This window comes from Pontibacter aydingkolensis, assembly GCF_019443125.1.
Taxonomy (GTDB): domain Bacteria; phylum Bacteroidota; class Bacteroidia; order Cytophagales; family Hymenobacteraceae; genus Pontibacter; species Pontibacter aydingkolensis.
This window is the reverse complement of the sequence record NZ_JAHYXK010000007.1, coordinates 56,664-76,921: the sequence shown is the minus strand read 5'-3', so window position 1 is coordinate 76,921 and position 20,258 is coordinate 56,664. Positions and strand designations below refer to the sequence as shown.

The window sequence follows — 20,258 nt, the reverse complement described above, 5'->3', positions numbered from 1 at the left end:
TTAAAAGCTGATAGATATATTTGCGCCCAACGTACTGTTTCCGTTTGACATGAAAAATATGTCGTAACCGAGACGTACCAGGAAAGATGGCTTGCCCGATGCACCTGTCGTTAGGGCTCGCTGTGCGAACAGGCCAAGATGAGCGCCTCCACCAAACACACCCGCAGATTCCCCTGGGTTTACTTCGTTGTTCTCGTCGGCTTTGCCGCGGGTATAAGACATACCACCACCAGCCAGGCCACCCAGCGTCGCAATGTTTTTCACAGGTATTTCCTTAAACAGGTAACCGGTAAAGTAATGCCGCGAACCTGTATAGATGTCATCGCCTATAGTTTCGGAGTATCCAAAATAGTTTGTCGAAGCTAAACCGTAACCTTTCGAAGGCGCTTTAACACTGCCTTGCTTCGGCTCAAAATATTTCTCCAGCAGTACATTAAAGCCAAAGATCGGCTTTGTCTCAAAATCATAGCTATCTGTAGAGAATGTCAGGTGCCGGGAGTAGACCACCCCGATAAACGTGCGCCCTAAATTCCCTGTCGTGGTCTGTGCCGCAGGAACAGGCGGCTCTGCCAGCTTGCCCAGTAGACTACCTACCTTTGATTCTGTGTTTACAGTAGCAGGTGACCCTGTGTATGTGGGAACGGGTTCTGTGGCATTAAACTTTTCCTCTCTGCCGTTTGAGTACACAATTTTGTATACTTCGGCGCGCTTCAGGTTATAAACCGGTCCTCCCTGAAAATCAAATAGCTTGTATTTGATTGTTTCGTCCGAGATCTCGGTAACCAAGGCTTTTATCTCGGTTTTGTCGGTTTTGGTGATAATGTCCTGCGCCTGCAAAGTATATGCTGCCAGGAGTGCGAAAAAAAACAGGTAAAGTTTTTTCATTTTAGAATGTTAAGGGTGAACGATGGACTAATTCATAGCCTAGCGCCTGATTATATACCAAAGCGCATTCATACAGCAAAAACTGCAGGTTTAGATGTATTAATGTAGATATAGTCTGTAAATAAGGCGTGTAGATAACAGCCTCGAACTCCTTACAGATAGAGAACTGGGAAAACGTAGTTAGTAGATTTTTATAATAAGCGTTGGGTTAGAGTTATACATGGCTTTATGAACAAATATAACTTTTGCTGGTTTTTATTGCAATACCCCAAAATGGGTATTTTTCGTTGTCTTGTACAGCTCAAATTCGCTTAAATCAGCAGGTTAAAACCTATATCAGAAAATATGCAAAGCTTTTCTATTTCAAATTCGCATTGCTTGATAGGTGGCATCGACATCGAGGCAAAAGTAAATAGTAGCAGGGCCTTAAAACAAAACAGGCCACTCATTTAGAGCGGCCTGTTTTATCTGGTGCAAATCTAACGCTATTGCATTAAGTATACTTCTGTCTTGCGGTGTAGTTTGCCTTTCTCAACTTTCACTTCGTTTTCAAGCGTTATAACAAACTTTTTGCCAGCGAAGTACCTGTCGATATACTGCTTCACGCTCACAGCGCGATTGCGGCTCACGTAGTCCTTAGCCTCTGCAGGACCGTAGCCATCTGAGTAACCCTTAATTACAAGAGCTGTACCCTCTGGCTGATCTCTCAGGAACCTTGCAAGAGCGGAAATACCCTCCAGGCCCAGACGTACTGAGTTAAACCCATTTAATAGCACAAGCGCAGGCTCATCTGCTTTTTTCTTCACAACAAGCTCCGGCACAGGCACCTCCTCCACGACAACAGCTTCATCTATTTCCACTTCCTCAATTACCTCAACTACGGGCTTCTCAAGCACGTAAGCATAATAAAATGCCTTGTCTGTTGATGCCGAAATCCATGTCTGAATGTCTTCCTGCTTTCTGTAGTAAGCGTTGTAGGTATTGGCCATATTAATTGCCGTGCTCAACCTTACAGGATTTGCTTCAGGCTGTCCCTGGTTAAAAGGAACACCGTAAATATAGGCAGTCTCTGCATCTTTGCGTGTAAAGTACAAAGAGTCATTGGCAACAAACGGGGCAAATTCAGGCTGTTGTGTGTTCACATTCTTTCCTAAATGTTTAGGACTGGTCCAACGGTCATTCTCCCACTTGCTCAGGTACAAGTCGTCGTAGCCGCGACTCCTGCCAAGCTCTGCCGAAAGTATCAGCGTCTGTTTATCCTCTGAAAGGAACATACCCAGGGTATGGGAGTGGTTTCGCAGTTTAGGCATAGGCCGCTCACCAGTCTTCTCAAAGCTGCCGTCTTTTAAAGTATAAAAGGAAATCACCTCCTCGTTACGGCCATTCTTCTGATATACAAACAACTCGTTGTTATCTCTGTTGCGGCCAACCACTGTATTGATAACCCCGGCATTAAGCGCAGTTTCCTTCCTGGTACTTGCGCTTTCGCCACGCTGCTCAGAATAGATATATTGGCCCTTAGCCTCCTTCACGGTAAATACCAGCAGGTTATTCTCCAGGAGCATAAAGTCCGCCAGTTCTTCCTTAGACTGCTTCACCTGTGTCTGGGCCTGAACGCAAGTTCCGGTTGCCAGCAAAAATGCGATCGTGTAAACTATTTTCTTCATCTTTCTTTTCTTCAGGTTACCACATGGTTACTTTCTTGCCATACTTCGGATACTTTACCGGAATCAGGTTATAGGTGAGCATGATCTCGTTGGTGCCTCTGCTCATATGACTAGCATTGCTCACAGGCATCTCGTACACGTAGCCGATCTTGAACTGCCCTGTGCGTACGCCGGCGTTCAGACCATAGGCAAGGTCCTTGCGATAACCTGCACCCAACCAGAACATATTCTGATACACGGCCTTTACCTGACCTTCCAGTGTTTCCTCCAGTTTATCGTCGTAGCGGTACATGGAGTTAACTACGACACCTACTTGCTCCGTAACCGGGGCACGGAGACCTGCCTGCACCACATGGTGCTGGGGTACATTGTTCTGCAGGTAATCATCCCCGGAAGTCATCAGCTTGCCTTTTGTAATATCCTGCATGGCGTAACCCAGGTAGAAGTTCTCACCGGTAAGCATCAGGCCCATATTCAGGTCTATGCGGTTAACCTTGCCTGTGCTGCCAATCATACCGGCAAACTCAGGGTCATTCTCCTGGTCGAGGGTCAGCTTATTGCCGTCCAATTGCTGGGCACTGTAAGCAAGAGCGCCGCCCCAGCGCAGGCTTAGCTTCTCTGAAAGGCGAACGCGGGAGCCATAGCTCAGGTGCACCTGGGTTTCAGTAAAAGGCCCGAATCGGTCGTTGAGCACTGCAAGTCCGAATGCATGCTTTGCGCCGGCCTGCCTGCTGTAGCTATCTGTCGCGTGGGTCTTTAAAAGGTCCTCTTTTTTCCAGGAGCTCAGGTCTGCCAGGTCCAGTTCTGCGGAGGCAAAAATGGTTTTAGGGGCATCCTCAAACCCTGTCCATTGGTTACGGTAAAACGATTTGACCATGGAGCCTTCGTAACCTGTCAGCGCGGGATTAAAATACTGCTGAAACAGCGAGAAGTTGGCCACATGTTTTCTGTTCTGGGCCTGCAGGCCCAGAACAGATGCAACAAGTGCTATGGTTAATACTATCTTCTTCATGATAATTACTTACTAATAATTGTAACAACACCTTTTTTCACCAGGTTGATGTCTTTTACCTGCACAATGTAGAAGAAAGCGCCTTTCAAAACCTGTCCATTCAGGCCGCGTCCGTCCCATCCTTTCTCAGGGTCAGTTGTGTGGAACAGTCTCACGCCGGATCTGTCGAACACCTCAACCTCCACGCTATTGTAGAAGCGAAGCTCAGGTATAAACCAGTTGTCGTTGATGCCGTCGTTGTTCGGAGAGAAGGCGTTTACGATCTTCAGTTTATCCTCTGCCACACCGTAATTGCCTTTGCTTAATGTGAAGGCTTTTTCGATTGTATTCTGATAAGGATCTGTGCTTCTTACCCTGAAGGTGAACTGTGTCTGACCAGACAGGCCGTTGTTGGATTTCAGATATACTTTGTCACCTCTGATCTCAAACAGGCTATTGTCTGCATCACCTGTGCCAGCTACCAGTGTGTACACAAACTGTGTATCATCAGGATCTGTGGTTGTGAGTGTACCGATCACGTCGTCAGCTTTCGCATCCGGCTTAAAGGTAGTCGCACTAAAGGCAAGGGCTGTAGGCACTTTGTTCGGCTCTACCACAACTGTGATCTTAGCGACTTTACCACCTGTGTTTGTGGTACCTGCAGTTAATGCAAGCTGGCCGTTTAATACGTAGTTACCGGCAACAGTGCCATTGTAAGTACCCTGTGTCCATGTTACTCCAATCACCTCAGTTTTACCATCAGAGTAGGTTACCGTTACAGTAGCCGGAAGCGGAACAGCAGCATACGCAGTTCTGATCGGAACATTGATGGTGGCCGGTGTAGCAACTGATACAACATCACGTCTTACTGTTACTGTCTGTGTTGTGGTACTTGTATTTCCGGAAGCATCCGTTACAGTCCAGGTTACAGTGGTTACACCTGTCGGGAATACAGCCGGAGCATCGTTGGTTACAGAAGCTACCGAGCAGTTGTCTGCCGTTACAGGCGTACCCAAAGCTACATTAGATGCTGTGTTCTTGCCCGGGTCCACATCTACCACTACATTGGCAGGGGCCGTGATTGAAGGCGCGATCTTGTCTTCTACTGTAACTATGGTCGTGGCGGTATGCGTGTTGCCGCTGTTGTCTGTCACTGTCAGCATCACCGTGTTGGCACCTGTGTTGGAGCAGTCAAAAGAAGACTTGTCAAGCGTTATACTTGCTACCCCGCAATTATCGCCAGAGCCGTTGTCTACATCAGACGCAGCAATGGTTGCGTTACCGCTTGCATTTATTTGCACCGTAATGTTTTTGGCTTTAGCTACCGGTGCTATATTGTCTACTACAGTAACAATTGCCGTTGCCGAAGACCTGTTGCCATTAACATCAGTAACTGTTAAAGTAACTGTGTTGGCAGCAGAATTAATACAAGTGAACTCTGTTTTATCCAGTGTTATACTTGCTATGGCGCAGTTATCAGTCGAACCGTTGTTGATCATGTCAGGCGTGATGGTTGCCTTTCCGATTGCGTCCAGCTGAACGGTGATGTTTTTTGTAACTACGGTTGGAGCAACCTTATCTTCTACAGTTACAATGGCTGTTGCAGAATGCGTGTTGCCACTCTTATCCGTTACGGTTAAGGTAACAGTGTTGTCCCCTACATTTGAACAATCAAAAGTAGTCTTTGACAGCGCAAAAGAAGCAACACCGCAGTTGTCACCGGAGCCGTTGTTTATTTGCTCAGCCATAACAGTTGCATTACCAGAAGCATCTAGCTGAACTGTAATATTCTGTGCCATAGCTACCGGTGGAATGTTGTCCTCTACTGTAACTGTAGCAGTGGCTGTATGTGTGTTGCCGCTGTTGTCGGTTACAGTCAGCGTCACTGTGTTGGCACCTACTTCAGCGCATCCAAAAGTAGTTTTTGACAGTGCAAGAGAAGCTATACCACAGTTATCAGTCGAGCCATTGTCGATATCAGCAGCAGCTATCGTAGCTGTACCGTTGGCATTCAACTGCACAGTTATATTCTGTGCCTTAGCGACAGGGGCAATGTTGTCCTCTACTGTGACGGTAGCCGTGGCGGTAGCAGTGTTGCCATTGTTGTCTGTTACGGTTAAGGTAACAGTGTTAGCGCCAAGGTCTACACAAGAGAAGATTGTTTTGTCTATAGCAACAGAGGCGATACCGCAGGCATCAGTGCTGCCATTGTTTACCTGTGCTGCCGTGATAGTTGCAGCGCCGTTCCCATCTAAGTAAACAGTAATGTTTTTGGCAACTGCTGTAGGTTTAACATTGTCTACTACAGTAACAATTACTGTAGCCATAGCGGTGTTGCCATTCACGTCTGTTACAGTTAGTGAAACGGTCTTATCGCCAAGATCAGCACAGCTAAAGCTTGTTTTGTCTAAGCTGTAACCATCAGAAGCTATCGAGCAATTATCTGTTGAGCCATTATTAACCATTGCTGGCGTAATTGTAGCTGCACCAGTTGCATCCAGTTCAACAGTAATAGCTTTTGTTTTAACTATTGGCTTTTCTGTATCTGCTACCGTTACAGTAAATGAACAGGTTGTTTTATTTCCAGCAGCATCAGTTACCTCTCCGGTTACTGTTGTTACACCAATTGGAAAAAATGAACCTGAGGCATGAGAGTAAGCTACTGTTGCTCCTGGACAATTATCTGAAAATGCATTCGTAAAAGTAACAACGGCCCCACATTGCCCTGGTGTATTATTTACTACAATGTCGCTACAGCCACCTGTTACAGGATGAGTAAGCTGGTTAAATACAACTTCATTGAAAGCACCTGCCATAGCATCTACAAAATCCAGATCCTGGTCACCATCCATATCAACAAAGATCATATGTTTCAAAACCGCACTATATTGGATAGGAATTGTATTGCCCAACGAATACTGACCAGATCCATCATTTAAATAAATTCTTGGTGAAGCAGAATACCCTACGATAATGTCTGCATCATTATCATTGTCAATATCGGCAAATTTTACATCCATAGGCTTGTGCCCTTCTGGGTTTGAAAACACCTGAGTGGATTGAGTAAAGCTTCCTGTTCCGTTATTAATAAGGAAGGCAAAAGTGGTATTGGAGGTTGCATAAATAATATCCATATCACCATCTTTATCAAAATCGGCAGCATCAATTCCATAACCATTCACAAAAGAAGGCCCGGAAGCAGAAAACTGACCTGATCCGTTGTTAATCCATAACCTGGAAGAATTTTCTGGCCAATCTGCTGTAACAAAAGCATCAATCGTTCCGTCTCCGTTAAAATCACGTAGAACAACTCTAGCACCCCAATCATTTGTATTAAACAATTGTGATGAAGGTGAAAGATTTCCATTTCCATCATTGAAATAAACACGATGGTTTCTGTTACTGTAACCTGATCCTACGAAGAATACATCAAGATCACCGTCACCATCAAGGTCTGCAAGAGCTACATCGGTAACCCTGTCTACTCCTCCAACATTAGATTGAGTAATAGTAAAAGTACCGTCACCATTGTTCATATATACCCTTGAGCTTGGAGTTCCACTAGCTGATGCTCCATATATGATATCAGGTTTACCGTCACCATTCAAATCACCAGTAACTACTGAACCGGGTCTAAAATTAGATATTGAAAATCCGGCAGTCATTACCCCTTTGCCATCGTTCAAATAAATAGCAGGTGAATTGTTAGTGGTATAAGCAAGGTCAAGATCACCATCTCCATCGAAATCAGCAGCAGCTACCTGATGATGATCATAAGGAGAAGGACCATGCCACACATCTGCTTTTTTCATAAAAACACCAGGTTGTGAACTGGTATTAGAGGCAACAGGATTTCCAACCATATTACCAAATCTTGGCTTGATGTTATCTACAACAGTTATAGTTGTTGCAGCAGTACTAGTACCGCCTTTACCATCCGAAACTGTTAAAGTAACATTGGTAGTACCAACGGTAAACGGACCTGCAGGAGAAATGCTGTACGTCAGTTCATCACCATCCACATCACTTGAGCCATTGTCGAATGCCGAAGCATCAACTACAGCCTGGCAGTTGGCGTCTACGGTTGCCGTAACTGTTTTAGCCACAGCAACTGGAGCATCATTAACAGAAACAATATTTACGTTAACTGTCGCTGCATCTGAATCCAATGATCCATTATTTACCTTGTATGTAAATACATCGGAGCCGTGTATGTTGGCTGCAGGTGTGTAAGTAAAGGCACCCGTAGCAACATCTGTTATAACAAGTGCGCCTTTTGCCGGAGCCGTAACTACACTATAAGTAAGCGTGTTACCGCTTTCGTCGCTGCCTGCAAGTTTACCTGTAAAGACCACATCTTCATTAGTCGTTATATCGCCAGCAGTTGATGCAACTCTGGCTGCTGCCAGGTCCATGTTTATAAGCGTACCATGATTTGCGTTTGCAGTTGCATCGTAGGCAATAGTACCTGTAGTTTCATCAAAACGCCAGTAACCTGCCAAGCTGGCTTCGTTGCCATTCAGTGTTGAGGTACCTAACGTCTTTATCTCTTCAACTGTAAGGGCCTTTTTCCAGAGAGATACGTTATCTATCTGGCCATTGGCAAAGCCACCATCTACATTCATGAATGTACCGATACGAATAGGGGCGCTTGATGCAGAGGAAGTGTAGGCAAGGCTTGCAGACCCAACGAGCACGCCATTAGCGTAAATCTCCATGTTACGTTGCCCGCTAACATTTCTCCTTACTATAGACACTTGTACCCACTCACCAACTTTATAAGCATCCGTACTAGTTAACCATCTCCATCCCCAGCCGTGCTTATCAATGGCAAAAGTAAATTTGCCATTCTCAGCTGTAAACCAAAGTTGCATGTCGCCGCCACCTGAAGGCCTGTTGAAGAGACCTGCTGCAGCCATGCTGTTGGCTTTGTACCACATGGAAACAGTAAACTCGGTATTAGAATCAAACTGATTGGAAGTCTGAGAAGGAATTTCAACATAGTCGTTTACTCCATCAAATTTTAACCCGTTTAGGTAGCCGGCAATAGGTTTTGGGGTATTGTTTACGTTAGCAGTAAGTGTATAAGATTTAGTAGTACCATTTTGTGCCGTTATCGCTATTGTAATGGCATTATTGCCAGTATTAAGCGTTACGCTATGCGCACTACCACTTGCCACATCTGTACCATTCACCTTTACAGTAGCATTTGCATCGGCAACTGTTGGAGTTAGGTTTAGAGAGGTCGTGCCACTTGGGAGTGAAACACTGTAAGAAGTTGTACCGCTTGCAAACGCAGGGGTAATCACACCAGCGCTAACAGCTAAGTTTGATAAATCCGCGTTGCTGCTTAGTTGCCTGGTCACATTTATAGTGTAAGTCTTGATCGTGCCATCCTGCGCCGTTACTTTCACATTAACGGCATTGCTTCCGAACGCCAGGTTTACCGGAGTGGTTGAGCCACTTGCTGCGGCAACGCTGTTTATGTTTACGGTTGCTTTGCTGTCAGAAGTGGTAGGAGTAACGTTGATTGAAGATGCGGTAGAAGGCACTGTGGCAGAATAGCCTGTTGTAAGTGTTGCAAAAGCTGGAGAAAGAGTACCTGCAGAAATAGCAAGACCCTTCAAGTCTGCATCATTGAAATAGTTGACAACTGTACCGTTATAGTTGTTGCCAGAGTGATCCGTCGCGGCTTTGGCGAACTTATTGCCATCTGCGGTAATACCCGCATCAATTTTATAGTAAGCCACCAGGCCAGTTGCGGGAACGGTTAATTCGTTCTGGTAACTGCTGGCGATCTGGCTTGCCGTGCGCATCGTGTTCCACACGCGGATATCATCCATCTCGCCCAGGAAGAACTCCTTCGTATAAGCGGAACTCGCGCTGATTTCGGAGGCGCCCACTTTAAAATTAAGCCCCGTTACACCAGTAGCGATCGGGTTGTTGGTTGAGCCGATCGACACGCCGTTGACAAAGTATTCATTCCCGGTTGCCTTCATGACAACCGCAATATGATACCATTGGCCTTTTGCAAAGGAGTAAGGTAAAGTTGCATAAGAACCGTTGTATATACCGATAGCCCCTAAGTTATCATTGATGTGTAGGCTATACCTTGTGGCTCCGCCTGCATCAGCTCTCATGGACAACACGCATGGGTTTGCACCTTTAGTACCTGGCGTCCAGTCTGGCTTTACCCAAACCTCTACTGTTCCGGTTCCATACTCAAAAGCACTGTTGTTAGGCACATTAATGTATTGGTTAAAACCATTGAAACTGATGGCGCTGGCAGGAACAGAAGGGTTTAATCTAGTTACATTTACCGTATAGGTCTTGGTAGTGCCGTCTTCTGCGGTCACTAAAATTGTAATTGCATTATTGCCAACAACCAAAGGAACATTGGAAGCAGAACCGCTTGCTACTGAATTGCCATTTACTTTGATTGCAGCTTTAACATCTGCAAGGGCAGGCGTGATATCAATAGTAGATACACCATTAGCTACTGTTGCTGTATAGGAAGTTGTGCCAGTTGCAAAGGTTGGTGCTAATGTACCAGTTGAAAGGGTTATACCTGATAGATCAGCGTTTGAGGAAAGAGCTGCACCAGTAGTCACTACTAATAGAGGCTGGTTTGTAGTGCTTTCCATCGAATTAAAGTATACTTCTCCAGGGCTTGAGGAAGTATTACCAGTTACAACCAATGAAGCAATTTTACTTCCCGCAACTTGTGCTTTAACGTAATCTGTAACATCCACCTCTATCCAACTATTAACAGCAGTTGCATCAACTTGACCTAAGGCCTGATTTGTAGCAGGTGCAGAGCTAATAGAAGCTGTCCATGATTCATTTGCTGAAGACCAAACTTTGATAAATGGATTTGTACCGCTTTTGTAATTTACAAATAATCGAAGTTTAGCGGAAGTTACTGTGCCAGATATTGGGGTTAAAGCAAATTTAAGAGCGGCTGTCATCTGCCCCCAAGAAGGCTCATACCCTACATAACATGTATTTTCATTTGGATATGATCCAGTATTATCAAAAGAAGTATCTAGTGTCGGAGTTAAAGAAAAAGGTCCAGAAGCATCGGTGGTAGTAAATGACACTTGGCTTCCATAGGCAGTCCCTGCTGAGTTGATTGCATAGGCACGCACATAATAAGTGGTGTTAGCTGTGAGGTTGGTAATCTGGCCGCTAAATGAGCCTGTACCACTACCTATCGCTAGCTTGTTGTCGCCTGTTGTTGGATTTGTGGCTGTTGACCATACTAAACCTCGCTCAGTTATCGGACCACCACCATCGCTAGTAATGTTACCCCCAGCTGTAGCGAAAGTACTGTTTATGTTACTTACGCTATTTGTAACAAGTGTGGGTAAACTAGCAACCGCTGGACCAACAATTAAGTTATCAAGATATAACCTATCTAGTCCTCCAAAGTAGAGTGACACTGATGTAACATTCACATTTTTAGAGAGAACAGCTGTAGAATTGCCTCCAAAAGTTTGCTGTGGATCAGTAGAGCCACTGTATGTTACACGAAGATCTTTGTTTGCATATCCTGAGTAATTAGTATACTTTAACCAAACCCCGTAAAACTGAAATCGTTGATTGTCTTTTCTTTTCAGCGTTACACTTACGTCCCCTCCGCCTATCGCGGTGATAGATCCACTGTTGGACTCACCACCGGAAGAGGAATGCGACCAGTTGGTTACTTGCCCTATTGTAATATCATAATCTACACCACCAAGATTTACTGTCGCGTGTGTTTTTGCACCTGCCCAAAAGCCTTCATAGAAAGTAGGAGGTGTTGAAAAATTAGCAGTATACTGTTGCGCCATTACCTGATAGGAGCTTAACAGAGAACTAAAGAGCACAAAGCATATAGCAAGCCATCTTGAACGTAAGCTCAATTGGACACACCATATACTTTTGCCCTCCGTTTTAGAGGTAAAAGATTGGATTTTCATAAAATGTTGAAGGGGTGTAGATTTTTACTATATACAAAAAATTAAAATATTTTAACAAATTTAAGTGCAATTATCAAACCTACAACCAGTTGAGCTAAAATATTTTAAGCCGTATAAATTAAAACCTTAGACCAATATATTAATATTAATATATTTACCACTATAACTTTAATATTTCACTAAATATTCCATAATAGTACAATTATGAAATATTTATAATTAGTGTCAGATTCTATACTAATTACTTATTTAATTTAAGCTAATATCTTGTAGAATTTAATCAACTTATAGATTCACCCGCTTGTAGTTCCATACACAGCTCTCTTCTCAGGCATGCCTGCAATTGCTAAAACCATACACCGAATGCGTATAAGCCAGTTACTGTAGCGGAGATTGGTTTTGAGTATTCTCTGTGGCTTCCGTAATAGTATTAGGTGCGGGTAAGCCCAGTGGGTTGACAAGCCGATGCCATTAAAAAAGCATTACAAAATAATGAGGGCAAAGTAGCACCAGAGAACCTTGCTCTAACAAAAAAGAGGAATTGGATAGCATATGCAGTTCCAATTATAAAGTCCTTGAAACTCTTCTTTAAATAAGTATTTATTACCATAGAAAGCTTATAGGCCGGAATATCAAGCCTTGCTGCAAGGTCCTGCACCTTAAGAGCTTTCTCTTTGAAACACTTGGTTTCATACATATACTGCTCTACTTGCTCCAGCAGGTCTTCGGCCTCTTGGCCTTGCAAATAAAACTGGTCTTGTTTTCTGATGCGGGAAAGTGTTTCCGGTTTCATGTCCAGAAAAGAGGCAACGCTCTCCAAAGGGAGACGATCAATATAGCCTGGCTTGGATTGCACAAAGTATAAATACCGCTCCTGTGCGTTGCCTACACGCACGATATGAGAACGCTCCTGCGCATCGCGATAATAATTCTCGTATACTTTTCGGATGATAAAATTCAAATCGAAAAAGCGCTGATACCATTCTTGCAGAACATCGGTGTGTACTCCCAAAACCAGCGTTGGTTCCACTGCTATGATAGCTTCCCGGGAGGGTTCTTCGCCATAGAGCCCTGACAAAGAACTAACGAACTCATTCTCAACTGAAATATACGTTGTAATCTTTTTATGATTGTGCAACGAATAAGCCATTAACGCACCCTCACGGATAAAATACATGTATTGGCACAACTGCCCGTGATAAAGCAGGTGCTCCCCTTCCTCTAACTGGATGGCAATGGCGTGCTTGTAAAACTCATTCTGCAACTCTTCGCTTACTGGATGCTGTGTGGCAAGCAGCCCGATAATGTAGGCAATATCTTTCGGGTTTACTTGTATGAATTGCAGAGGTTTTTCAGGCATCAAATAAGGTAAGTTGGCGATTTGTAAATGCTGCAGAATGCAGACACAAATACACTTTGTGACCACAGTTGCCTAATATTAAATAAAGATAATAATTAATATTAATTATACACAACTATTTATGTTAAAGGTTATTTATAGCATGACATCTTATGTAGAGAATATAATGTCACATGAATGAATAGTGATCGCAGCTATCTGCTGTTAAGAATTATCAGTTGACCTAATTTAAAGTTCTGAACAAACGTATGATTTTAAAAAGGCAATAAAACTAGCCTGGCAATAAAATCAAATGGCAAAACTACTTCGGTTACTTCTTAGATATCTGATTGCAAGGGCCTTCATACTTCACAAAAATATTTATCCACATTGCTCTGGAAAGTCGGAATATGATGGGCAAAAGGCCTACAACGCTTACAGCTACAATCCCGATCATCATGGCCATAGTAACCTCATCTACAAACTGGTAAAGTATAAACAGTGCTACCAGGAATATACCTACATTAAAGGCAAAGCTTACGTACATGGCTCCGTAGTAAAAACCTGGCTCGGGCTCTAACGTCTGTCCGCAGCATGGGCAATTTGGGTGCATATCCGCAAATCTGGTCGTATACAGTGTGCCTTTCGGGAACATGTTTCCTTCTCTGCACCTGGGGCATTTAGCTGATACGATACCGTATAAGAGTGAATTTCCTTGGCTCATTCTGTCAAAATTTATCTACACACAAAGGTACACTGCCTTTACATCTACTTACGTGACAAAAGTGACTTTTTACTGTACATTTGAGCCAATTTTACTGAGTGTTTTTCCTGTGCGTTAACTAACTTGTGCCTTAATAAGTATAGCATGACACAAAGGAAGTACCTACCAATTTATCAGATTCAGGACTATAATGCACAGGACCAAAAGGAGCATTACTTCTATTATAGCTCCTTCTCTGCACACTTACAGGAGCACTTGTTCATTAGAAGGCCTCATAAGCACAACTTCTACATCATACTTTTTATAACACAGGGCAGTGGTAAGCATACTATTGACTTCACGGAATATGAGGTAAAGCCTTACACTGTGTTTTTCCTGGTTCCGGGGCAGGTGCACAGTTGGCAACTTTCAGATAATGTTGATGGCTTCATAATCTTTTTTACGCAGGAATTCTACGCCAAAGCATATCCTGATCGTAAGCTGTATAGTTTTCCTTTTTTTAACACCATGCTGCACAGACCCATTCTAAGCATCTCTCCTGAAGAAAACGCGCTGCTTATGCCTGTTCTGCAAAATATTGCGCAAGAGCATAATACTTCAAGATTTATGAAAGAGGTAATGCTCAGCAGGCTGCTGGATGTACTACTTATAGAACTGACGAGAATTTGCAGGCACACAGAATGCAGCACAGCATTTAAAGGCAATGAACACACGCTCTTACAAAATCTGGAAAGGCTGATTGACCTGCACCACAAAGAACACTTGCCTGTACGCTTTTATGCTGACTGCTTACATGTAACCACAAAACATCTGAACGAAATTTGTAAAAGGTCTCTGGGAAAAACTACGATAGAGTTGATACAGTTTCGCACTTTACTCGAGGCCAAAAGGCTGTTGGTACACTCCGATTTAACAAGCTCACGAATAGCTGCAGAACTAGGGTATACTGATAACGCTTATTTCTTTCGGTTCTTTAAAAAACACACAGGCTTAACACCGGAACAGTTTAGAGCTGACAAGTAAGTATGTAAGCAGGCAAAGGTATAGACATAATACTTATCGCCTTTCCACCACAATATATCGGGCAGAGTAGCCATTGCTTTTATATAACAGTTGCAAAGCAGTAATAAAAGAGCTGGTGGCAGATACCCGTGCATACAGATGGTTTAGCGGTTCCAGATAGTTTTTATACCCACTCCCCTCAACACGCTGTACATACCTTCTAACATCTGCCTCCTCTACTTCAGAAAGGCCTTTTGCCAGCACGACGCGCCGCATGTACGGCAAGGCTACTTTCATACTTCTGTAATCGGAGAAGGCGTAAAGGCGGTAGTAAGAGCTCAGGTCAATGGAGTTCATGTGACAAATATAACAGGACCACGCGTTCCTAAGGAACAGTTGTTTGTAAGAAAAACCCAGTCTTACATATTATCTCTTAAATCTTTTAAAATCCCTTTAATCACCGGTCCTCTTTCTCAAACATCAGGAAGTGCTGAATCGGGAGGGCATCTACCTGTTTGTGTAGTTTAAAGCCGTTGGCTTCGAGTTCTTTTTTAACCTGGGCCGCACTCATTTTGTGTAGTTCTCTTATGGCAACCTTTGGATCTTCGGCACGGTACTCCAGCAACACTAGTTTACCACCTGGCTTGAGGGCTTTATGTATAGCTTGCAGCATTTCCTGCGGATACTCCAGTTCGTGGTACACATCCACCATAAAAGCAAGGTCCAGGGTGGCATCGGGCACATTTATACTTTGTGTGCCTCCTTTTACTACCTCTACATTATTTAAACCCAACTCTTGCTTGCGTTCTTTTAAAGTAGCAATAAAAGCATCCTGTAATTCTACAGCGTATACTTTGCCTTGCGGCACCCGCTCTGCTACCCTGAAAGTATAAAAGCCAGTACCGGCTCCAATATCGGCTACCACACTCTGAGGTTTCAGCATCATGTTATCAATAGCCAGTAATGAGTTCTCGTCTTCCTGGCGTGTACTTCGCTCGAGCCAGTTTCCACCACCTGTTCCGATAACCCTTGCAATTTCGCGGCCCATGTATACTTTGCCCGTACCTCCCGGGCCTGGTGCTTTGGTAGCGTATACTTTATCGATATTTTTCTCTTTCTGGGCATGGCACGACGTGCAGGTGCTTAGCCACAACACCATAAGCAGGGGGAATAGCAGGTTTGAAGATGTAATTGACAGCGATTTCATACTTTATCAACCAGTTATACTTTCCAGGCGTTGCGTAATGGCATCAATCAGTTCTTCGGCCCATTGAGCAGCCACCATTTCATATTCGGATGTTTCCCAGCGTTGAGTGTAATCTTTTTCGAGCCAATTGGTGTTTTTATCCGGGCCTACGGTGTAGCTGCTGCGTTCCAGTTTAAACAATAGGTCTTTGTTCATGTCGAACGCGCCAGCACCTGCTCTTTTAAAGCCTTCCATGCGTAGCTTTAGCCCCATAAACTGCACATTACCGTTTTCTATACTTACAACTTCATCGTCGCCTGCTGCAGGGTCTCTGGTCCAGGTGTCGATTACCCGCTCCAGCCCAAAATCATGAAACAAAGCTGTTACAGGCATAATGTTATGGTTGATATGCTGTGCCAGTTCCGGTAGGATGGCATTGTACAGGTGTTGTATCGAGTGCTTATTTCTCAGATTCTCAGCGTCCATTTAATTTCGTTTTATCATGTTATCTATCTGAATGTAAGTATACGCATAGTATACAGAAAACATAGCGATAACTATTAAACACAACCTGGTTGCTGATGTTTGTTGATAATATCTGTTATTGACTTAAGAAAAGGATACAGGTTATTAGTAAGTGGCTGGCTATGCTATCTGAAGCAGCCGTATTCTGGTTACCACTCCATCATCCTTTCCAGGCTGATCTCGGCTATGTAAAGCTCCAGGGCTTTCTTGCTCTTATAGCCTCTCACCATGCTAATGTAATCTGTGTGTGGGTTAGACCAGATCTCGGCAAAGAAATTACCCAGATCGTAAAGCGCAATACGATAGCCTCTCCTGCCCCGCTGAGCTAAAAAAGTGCCATGCGCCCAGATTATCTCTAGTCTTCCTGCGTGCGAATGGGTGTTAAAGAATTCGAGGTTCATGTACTAGTATACGAAGGCAAAATGAAAAACAGCTACCCCATACATGCTTTGTTATGAAGTAGGAAAGATATCGGCCATTAGTTAACAGGAAACTCGTCCGGACTCTTAAAATCCCAGTATATTTCCAGGGTTAATGGACCATTGAGGTAGGCAGGAATTGGAGTATAAATAATTAAGCCATACTTAAACACATCTTTACCGGTTTTAGCTACACGCATTGCCTGCCATAGTAACCTATCTTTAATTTCCTGCTTTACCGGACGTCCGCTTTTAATAAAGGGACTTCCTTCTCCAAACTTAAAAACGGTTGAATGCATGGCTTATACTTTACAGATACAATATATTCTACGTAAGTTTCAAATTTGAGATATAGTCTATTTTTCCTTACAAGCTTGAAAGCTAGCAGGTTTGGTTAACTTTTTCATTTTAGCACCAGACATACTGATAGTATAAACAGATTTTTAACAAAGCCAGATCTATGCTGCGAGAGCCCAAAACCGGCTAATAACAAAGATTTTTCGTATCTTGTGCTAATTTATACTAGCAGGGTTCTCAGGAACTCTATTCACAAACTAACAACTTATGCAGAAATCAATTATAATAGCCGGCAAGAAATCCGGATTACTGGTACTGCTGGCACTGGCGAGTTGTACCTCTTCTGTACAAGCCCCGCAGGCACAGGAAACACAGGCTACCGTAGCGCAAAAGCAGGAAGAACCCAACCCGCTGCTAAAAGAATGGACCGGCCCTTACGGAGGTGTTCCAGCCTTCGATAAAATGAACCTGGCCGACCTGAAGCCGGCTATGGAAAAGGCTATGGCCATGAACCTGGCTGAAATAGAGGCGATTGCCAACAGCCCGCAGCCAGCCACTTTCGAAAACACCATCGAGGAAATGGAAAGAGCCGGTAAGGAGTTGAACCGCGTGTTCACTTACTACGGTATTTGGGGCAGCAACGTGTCTACGCCTGCGTTCAGAGAAGTACAAGCTGAAATGGCTCCAAAGATCTCTGAATTCAACTCTAAGATATCACAGAACGAGAAGCTGTTCCAACGCATTAAAACAGTATACGATAACGCTCAGAAAAACCCATTACCTGCCGATCAGCAGCGCGTGGTAGAGCTGGTGTACAAAGGTTTTGAAATGGAAGGCGCCAACCTGAGCCCTGAGAAAAAGCAGCGTTACGCCGAGATCAACAAAGAGCTTTCGTCGCTTTACACGAACTTCTCTAACAACATTTTGGCAGATGAGGAGAATTATGTGGTATATTTTACAAAAGACCAACTTGGCGGCCTACCGGAGTCGTTTGTAAAGGCAGCTGCCAAAGCCGCAGCAGACCGCGGTAAGCCAGGGCAGTATGCCGTTACCAACACCCGCTCCAGCATGGACCAGTTCCTTACCTATTCTGATGAGCGTGCGCTGCGTGAGAAAGTATGGAAAAACTACTACTCCCGTGCCGATAACAACGATGCCAGTGATAACAAGCAGAATATTGTTGACATATTAAAGCTACGCAAAGAGCGGGTGCAACTGATGGGCTACGACAATTATGCCCAGTGGCGCCTGCAGGACCGTATGGCCAAAACACCTGAGGCAGCCATGGACCTAATGATGGCCGTATGGCCAGCTGCCATTGCCAGAGCCAAAGAAGAAGTGGCCGACATGCAGAAAGTAGCCAATAAAACCAGTAAGACCAAGATAACTATTCAGCCCTGGGATTACCGATACTATGCCGAGAAAGTACGTCAGGAGAAGTATGACCTGAACTCTGACGAGGTGAAGCAGTACCTGGAGCTGGGTAACCTGACGGATGCGATCTTCTTTACAGCCGGTGAACTGTTCAACTTCAAATTCACACCGGTACCAGAGGGTTCTGTGCCTGTTTTCCATGAGGATGTGAAAGTATGGGAAGTAACCGACAAAACTACCGGCCAGCACATCGGTTTATGGTACTTGGATCCGTTCGCACGCCAGGGCAAGCGTTCCGGTGCATGGGCTACTACTTACCGTGCCCATACTACGTTTGATGGTAAGAAAACAGTGCTATCGTCTAACAACTCTAACTTTGTGAAGCCTGCTCCGGGTGAGCCAGTGCTGGTATCGTGGGATGATGCGGAAACCTTCTTCCATGAGTTTGGCCACGCGCTGCACTTCCTGGCTTCTAACGTAAAGTACCCAACCCTTAACAGCGGCGTGCGCGATTACACCGAGTTCCAGTCGCAGTTGCTGGAGCGTTGGCTGTCTACTGACAAGGTGATCAACCAATTCTTGAAGCATTACAAAACAGGCGAACCGATGCCGAAAGAACTGGTGGCCAAAATCGAGAAGGCTTCTACCTTTAACCAGGGCTTTGCAACAACTGAGTTTTTAGGTTCTGCCCTGATGGATATGCACTTCCACTTGGCTGACCCGAACGGCATGGACCCTGCTAAGTTTGAAAAGGAAACCCTCACAAAACTAGGTATGCCGAAGGAAATAGTGATGCGTCACCGTTCACCGCACTTCGGACACGTATTCTCTGGTGAGGGTTATGCTACCGGTTACTACGGTTACCTGTGGGCCGATGTGTTAACGTCTGACGCTGCTGAGGCTTTTGCAGAGGCCCCAGGCGGTTTCTACGATGCAGAGGTGGCAGCCAGACTGGTGAAATACCTGTTCGCACCGCGCAACTCTATGGATCCGGCTGATGCTTACCGTAAGTTCCGTGGTCGCGATGCCAAGATAGATGCACTGATGCGTGACCGCGGTTTCCCGGTGCCTAAGCCGCAGTCTAGAAAATAGCATACAGCTGCCATGATATAAATTTGCTGTACAGCTAAAAGTATAAAAGCCCTGTAAACAAAGTGTTTACAGGGCTTTTATACTTTTAGCTTTTATACTTAGGTGGCGCTCAGGCTGGTATTCCAGATATCTTTGTCCAGTTTCCAATTACCGTTCTGATTATGCCATACTACGATATACTTACCTTTATCAACCATAGCACCATCAGCTCCACTCAAAGTATAATTTCCCATTTCTATAGCTGTGTTTTCGCATGGCTGCACTTCCATCGTCTCCAGCTTAACCTCTTTTATGCCCATTCCTATGGCACCTTGCCAAAAGTCTTGCACAGCTTGTTTACCTTTGATGATATCCATACCTGCAGGTAGCAGCATGCCTTCATCTGTGTACAGGTTGGCTACGCCTTCTGCATTACCCTGAGCAAAAGCCTGCATAAATTTTTTGTTGACGTTCATGATCTCCGCCTTGGTGTTCCTGGTAATTGTTTCCATATTGCTTACTTAGTTTATATAATGATTGTTAATGATATAGAATAACTGGTACTTATTAGATTGCTTAAATACAATTAAAAATAAGAATTAAACTAGTATCAACCACTAACATCATCCCCCCGTTACACTTATTAAGTAAGGGTATAATTTTATCGTGCAGATCAGGTTAAAGTAGTGGCTAAAGTAATTATCTGATATAGTGCACAGGATGGTAGAGCATCCTAAACCATACATGTCTGAGTGCTCCCTAAATTCTGTCTGTTTATCAAAAAGTAACTTTTACCACCTCACACCGTCTTTAGTAA

14 protein-coding genes are annotated in these 20,258 nt (G+C 44.2%); 2 read left to right on the top strand and 12 right to left on the bottom strand.

Going from position 1 to position 20,258, the window contains the following annotated elements; genetic code table 11:
• The 6 genes from K0O23_RS10260 to K0O23_RS10235 all read right to left on the bottom strand — a co-directional run bounded on the left by K0O23_RS10260 (position 1) and on the right by K0O23_RS10235 (position 13,567).
• Positions 1 to 885, bottom strand: coding sequence for a hypothetical protein (locus K0O23_RS10260; protein ID WP_219877335.1), 885 nt, complete (start codon positions 883 to 885; stop codon positions 1 to 3).
• 485 nt (positions 886 to 1,370) lie between these two features.
• Positions 1,371 to 2,552 carry an OmpA family protein gene (locus tag K0O23_RS10255; protein ID WP_219877334.1) on the bottom strand — a complete coding sequence of 394 codons (1,182 nt, stop codon included), beginning with the start codon at positions 2,550 to 2,552 and terminating at the stop codon, positions 1,371 to 1,373.
• Between the two features lie 16 nt (positions 2,553 to 2,568).
• Positions 2,569 to 3,564 carry a PorP/SprF family type IX secretion system membrane protein gene (locus tag K0O23_RS10250; protein ID WP_219877333.1) on the bottom strand — a complete coding sequence of 332 codons (996 nt, stop codon included), beginning with the start codon at positions 3,562 to 3,564 and terminating at the stop codon, positions 2,569 to 2,571.
• Positions 3,565 to 3,569: 5 nt separating this feature from the next.
• A complete protein-coding gene (locus K0O23_RS10245) occupies positions 3,570 to 11,375 on the bottom strand; it encodes an FG-GAP-like repeat-containing protein (protein WP_219877332.1) in 7,806 nt (2,601 codons plus the stop codon).
• A gap of 559 nt (positions 11,376 to 11,934) precedes the next feature.
• A complete protein-coding gene (locus tag K0O23_RS10240) occupies positions 11,935 to 12,864 on the bottom strand; it encodes a Crp/Fnr family transcriptional regulator (RefSeq protein ID WP_219877331.1) in 930 nt (309 codons plus the stop codon).
• Between the two features lie 310 nt (positions 12,865 to 13,174).
• Entirely contained in the window at positions 13,175 to 13,567 is a 393-nt protein-coding gene (locus tag K0O23_RS10235; protein WP_219877330.1) for a DUF983 domain-containing protein, read from the bottom strand.
• A gap of 144 nt (positions 13,568 to 13,711) precedes the next feature.
• On the opposite strand from K0O23_RS10235, the gene K0O23_RS10230 reads away from it, so the two are divergent.
• The gene (locus tag K0O23_RS10230) at positions 13,712 to 14,590 is read left to right on the top strand and encodes a helix-turn-helix domain-containing protein (protein WP_219877329.1); all 879 of its coding nucleotides are present in this window, start codon (positions 13,712 to 13,714) and stop codon (positions 14,588 to 14,590) included.
• 33 nt (positions 14,591 to 14,623) lie between these two features.
• On the opposite strand, the gene K0O23_RS10225 is transcribed toward K0O23_RS10230, so the two are convergent.
• The 5 genes from K0O23_RS10225 to K0O23_RS10205 all read right to left on the bottom strand — a co-directional run bounded on the left by K0O23_RS10225 (position 14,624) and on the right by K0O23_RS10205 (position 16,998).
• Entirely contained in the window at positions 14,624 to 14,926 is a 303-nt protein-coding gene (locus K0O23_RS10225) for a hypothetical protein (protein WP_219877328.1), read from the bottom strand.
• 100 nt (positions 14,927 to 15,026) lie between these two features.
• Positions 15,027 to 15,776 (bottom strand): class I SAM-dependent methyltransferase, encoded by a 750-nt coding sequence (locus tag K0O23_RS10220; protein WP_219877327.1) that lies wholly within the window; start codon positions 15,774 to 15,776, stop codon positions 15,027 to 15,029.
• A gap of 6 nt (positions 15,777 to 15,782) precedes the next feature.
• Positions 15,783 to 16,241 (bottom strand): hypothetical protein, encoded by a 459-nt coding sequence (locus tag K0O23_RS10215; protein WP_219877326.1) that lies wholly within the window; start codon positions 16,239 to 16,241, stop codon positions 15,783 to 15,785.
• A gap of 188 nt (positions 16,242 to 16,429) precedes the next feature.
• Positions 16,430 to 16,681 carry a hypothetical protein gene (locus K0O23_RS10210; RefSeq protein WP_219877325.1) on the bottom strand — a complete coding sequence of 84 codons (252 nt, stop codon included), beginning with the start codon at positions 16,679 to 16,681 and terminating at the stop codon, positions 16,430 to 16,432.
• A gap of 77 nt (positions 16,682 to 16,758) precedes the next feature.
• Entirely contained in the window at positions 16,759 to 16,998 is a 240-nt protein-coding gene (locus tag K0O23_RS10205; RefSeq protein ID WP_219877324.1) for a hypothetical protein, read from the bottom strand.
• Positions 16,999 to 17,263: 265 nt separating this feature from the next.
• Here K0O23_RS10205 and K0O23_RS10200 point away from each other — a divergent pair, with 265 nt between their 5' ends.
• Complete coding sequence (locus K0O23_RS10200) at positions 17,264 to 19,462, top strand: M3 family metallopeptidase (RefSeq protein WP_219877323.1); 2,199 nt, start codon at positions 17,264 to 17,266, stop codon at positions 19,460 to 19,462.
• Between the two features lie 98 nt (positions 19,463 to 19,560).
• Here K0O23_RS10200 and K0O23_RS10195 read toward each other — a convergent pair whose 3' ends face one another.
• Positions 19,561 to 19,953, bottom strand: a complete 393-nt coding sequence (locus K0O23_RS10195) for a YybH family protein (protein WP_219877322.1) — start codon at positions 19,951 to 19,953, stop codon at positions 19,561 to 19,563.
• Between the last annotated feature and the right edge of the window lie 305 nt (positions 19,954 to 20,258).

Coding starts and splice junctions, on each gene's coding strand:
- K0O23_RS10210 (WP_219877325.1), bottom strand. CDS start 16,681: ATGAACCTCGAATTCTTTAACACCCATTCGCACGCAGGAAGACTAGAG.
- K0O23_RS10230 (WP_219877329.1), top strand. CDS start 13,712: ATGACACAAAGGAAGTACCTACCAATTTATCAGATTCAGGACTATAAT.
- K0O23_RS10225 (WP_219877328.1), bottom strand. CDS start 14,926: ATGAACTCCATTGACCTGAGCTCTTACTACCGCCTTTACGCCTTCTCC.
- K0O23_RS10215 (WP_219877326.1), bottom strand. CDS start 16,241: ATGGACGCTGAGAATCTGAGAAATAAGCACTCGATACAACACCTGTAC.
- K0O23_RS10240 (WP_219877331.1), bottom strand. CDS start 12,864: ATGCCTGAAAAACCTCTGCAATTCATACAAGTAAACCCGAAAGATATT.
- K0O23_RS10220 (WP_219877327.1), bottom strand. CDS start 15,776: ATGAAATCGCTGTCAATTACATCTTCAAACCTGCTATTCCCCCTGCTT.
- K0O23_RS10260 (WP_219877335.1), bottom strand. CDS start 885: ATGAAAAAACTTTACCTGTTTTTTTTCGCACTCCTGGCAGCATATACT.
- K0O23_RS10250 (WP_219877333.1), bottom strand. CDS start 3,564: ATGAAGAAGATAGTATTAACCATAGCACTTGTTGCATCTGTTCTGGGC.
- K0O23_RS10195 (WP_219877322.1), bottom strand. CDS start 19,953: ATGGAAACAATTACCAGGAACACCAAGGCGGAGATCATGAACGTCAAC.
- K0O23_RS10235 (WP_219877330.1), bottom strand. CDS start 13,567: ATGAGCCAAGGAAATTCACTCTTATACGGTATCGTATCAGCTAAATGC.
- K0O23_RS10245 (WP_219877332.1), bottom strand. CDS start 11,375: ATGGCGCAACAGTATACTGCTAATTTTTCAACACCTCCTACTTTCTAT.
- K0O23_RS10205 (WP_219877324.1), bottom strand. CDS start 16,998: ATGCATTCAACCGTTTTTAAGTTTGGAGAAGGAAGTCCCTTTATTAAA.
- K0O23_RS10200 (WP_219877323.1), top strand. CDS start 17,264: ATGCAGAAATCAATTATAATAGCCGGCAAGAAATCCGGATTACTGGTA.
- K0O23_RS10255 (WP_219877334.1), bottom strand. CDS start 2,552: ATGAAGAAAATAGTTTACACGATCGCATTTTTGCTGGCAACCGGAACT.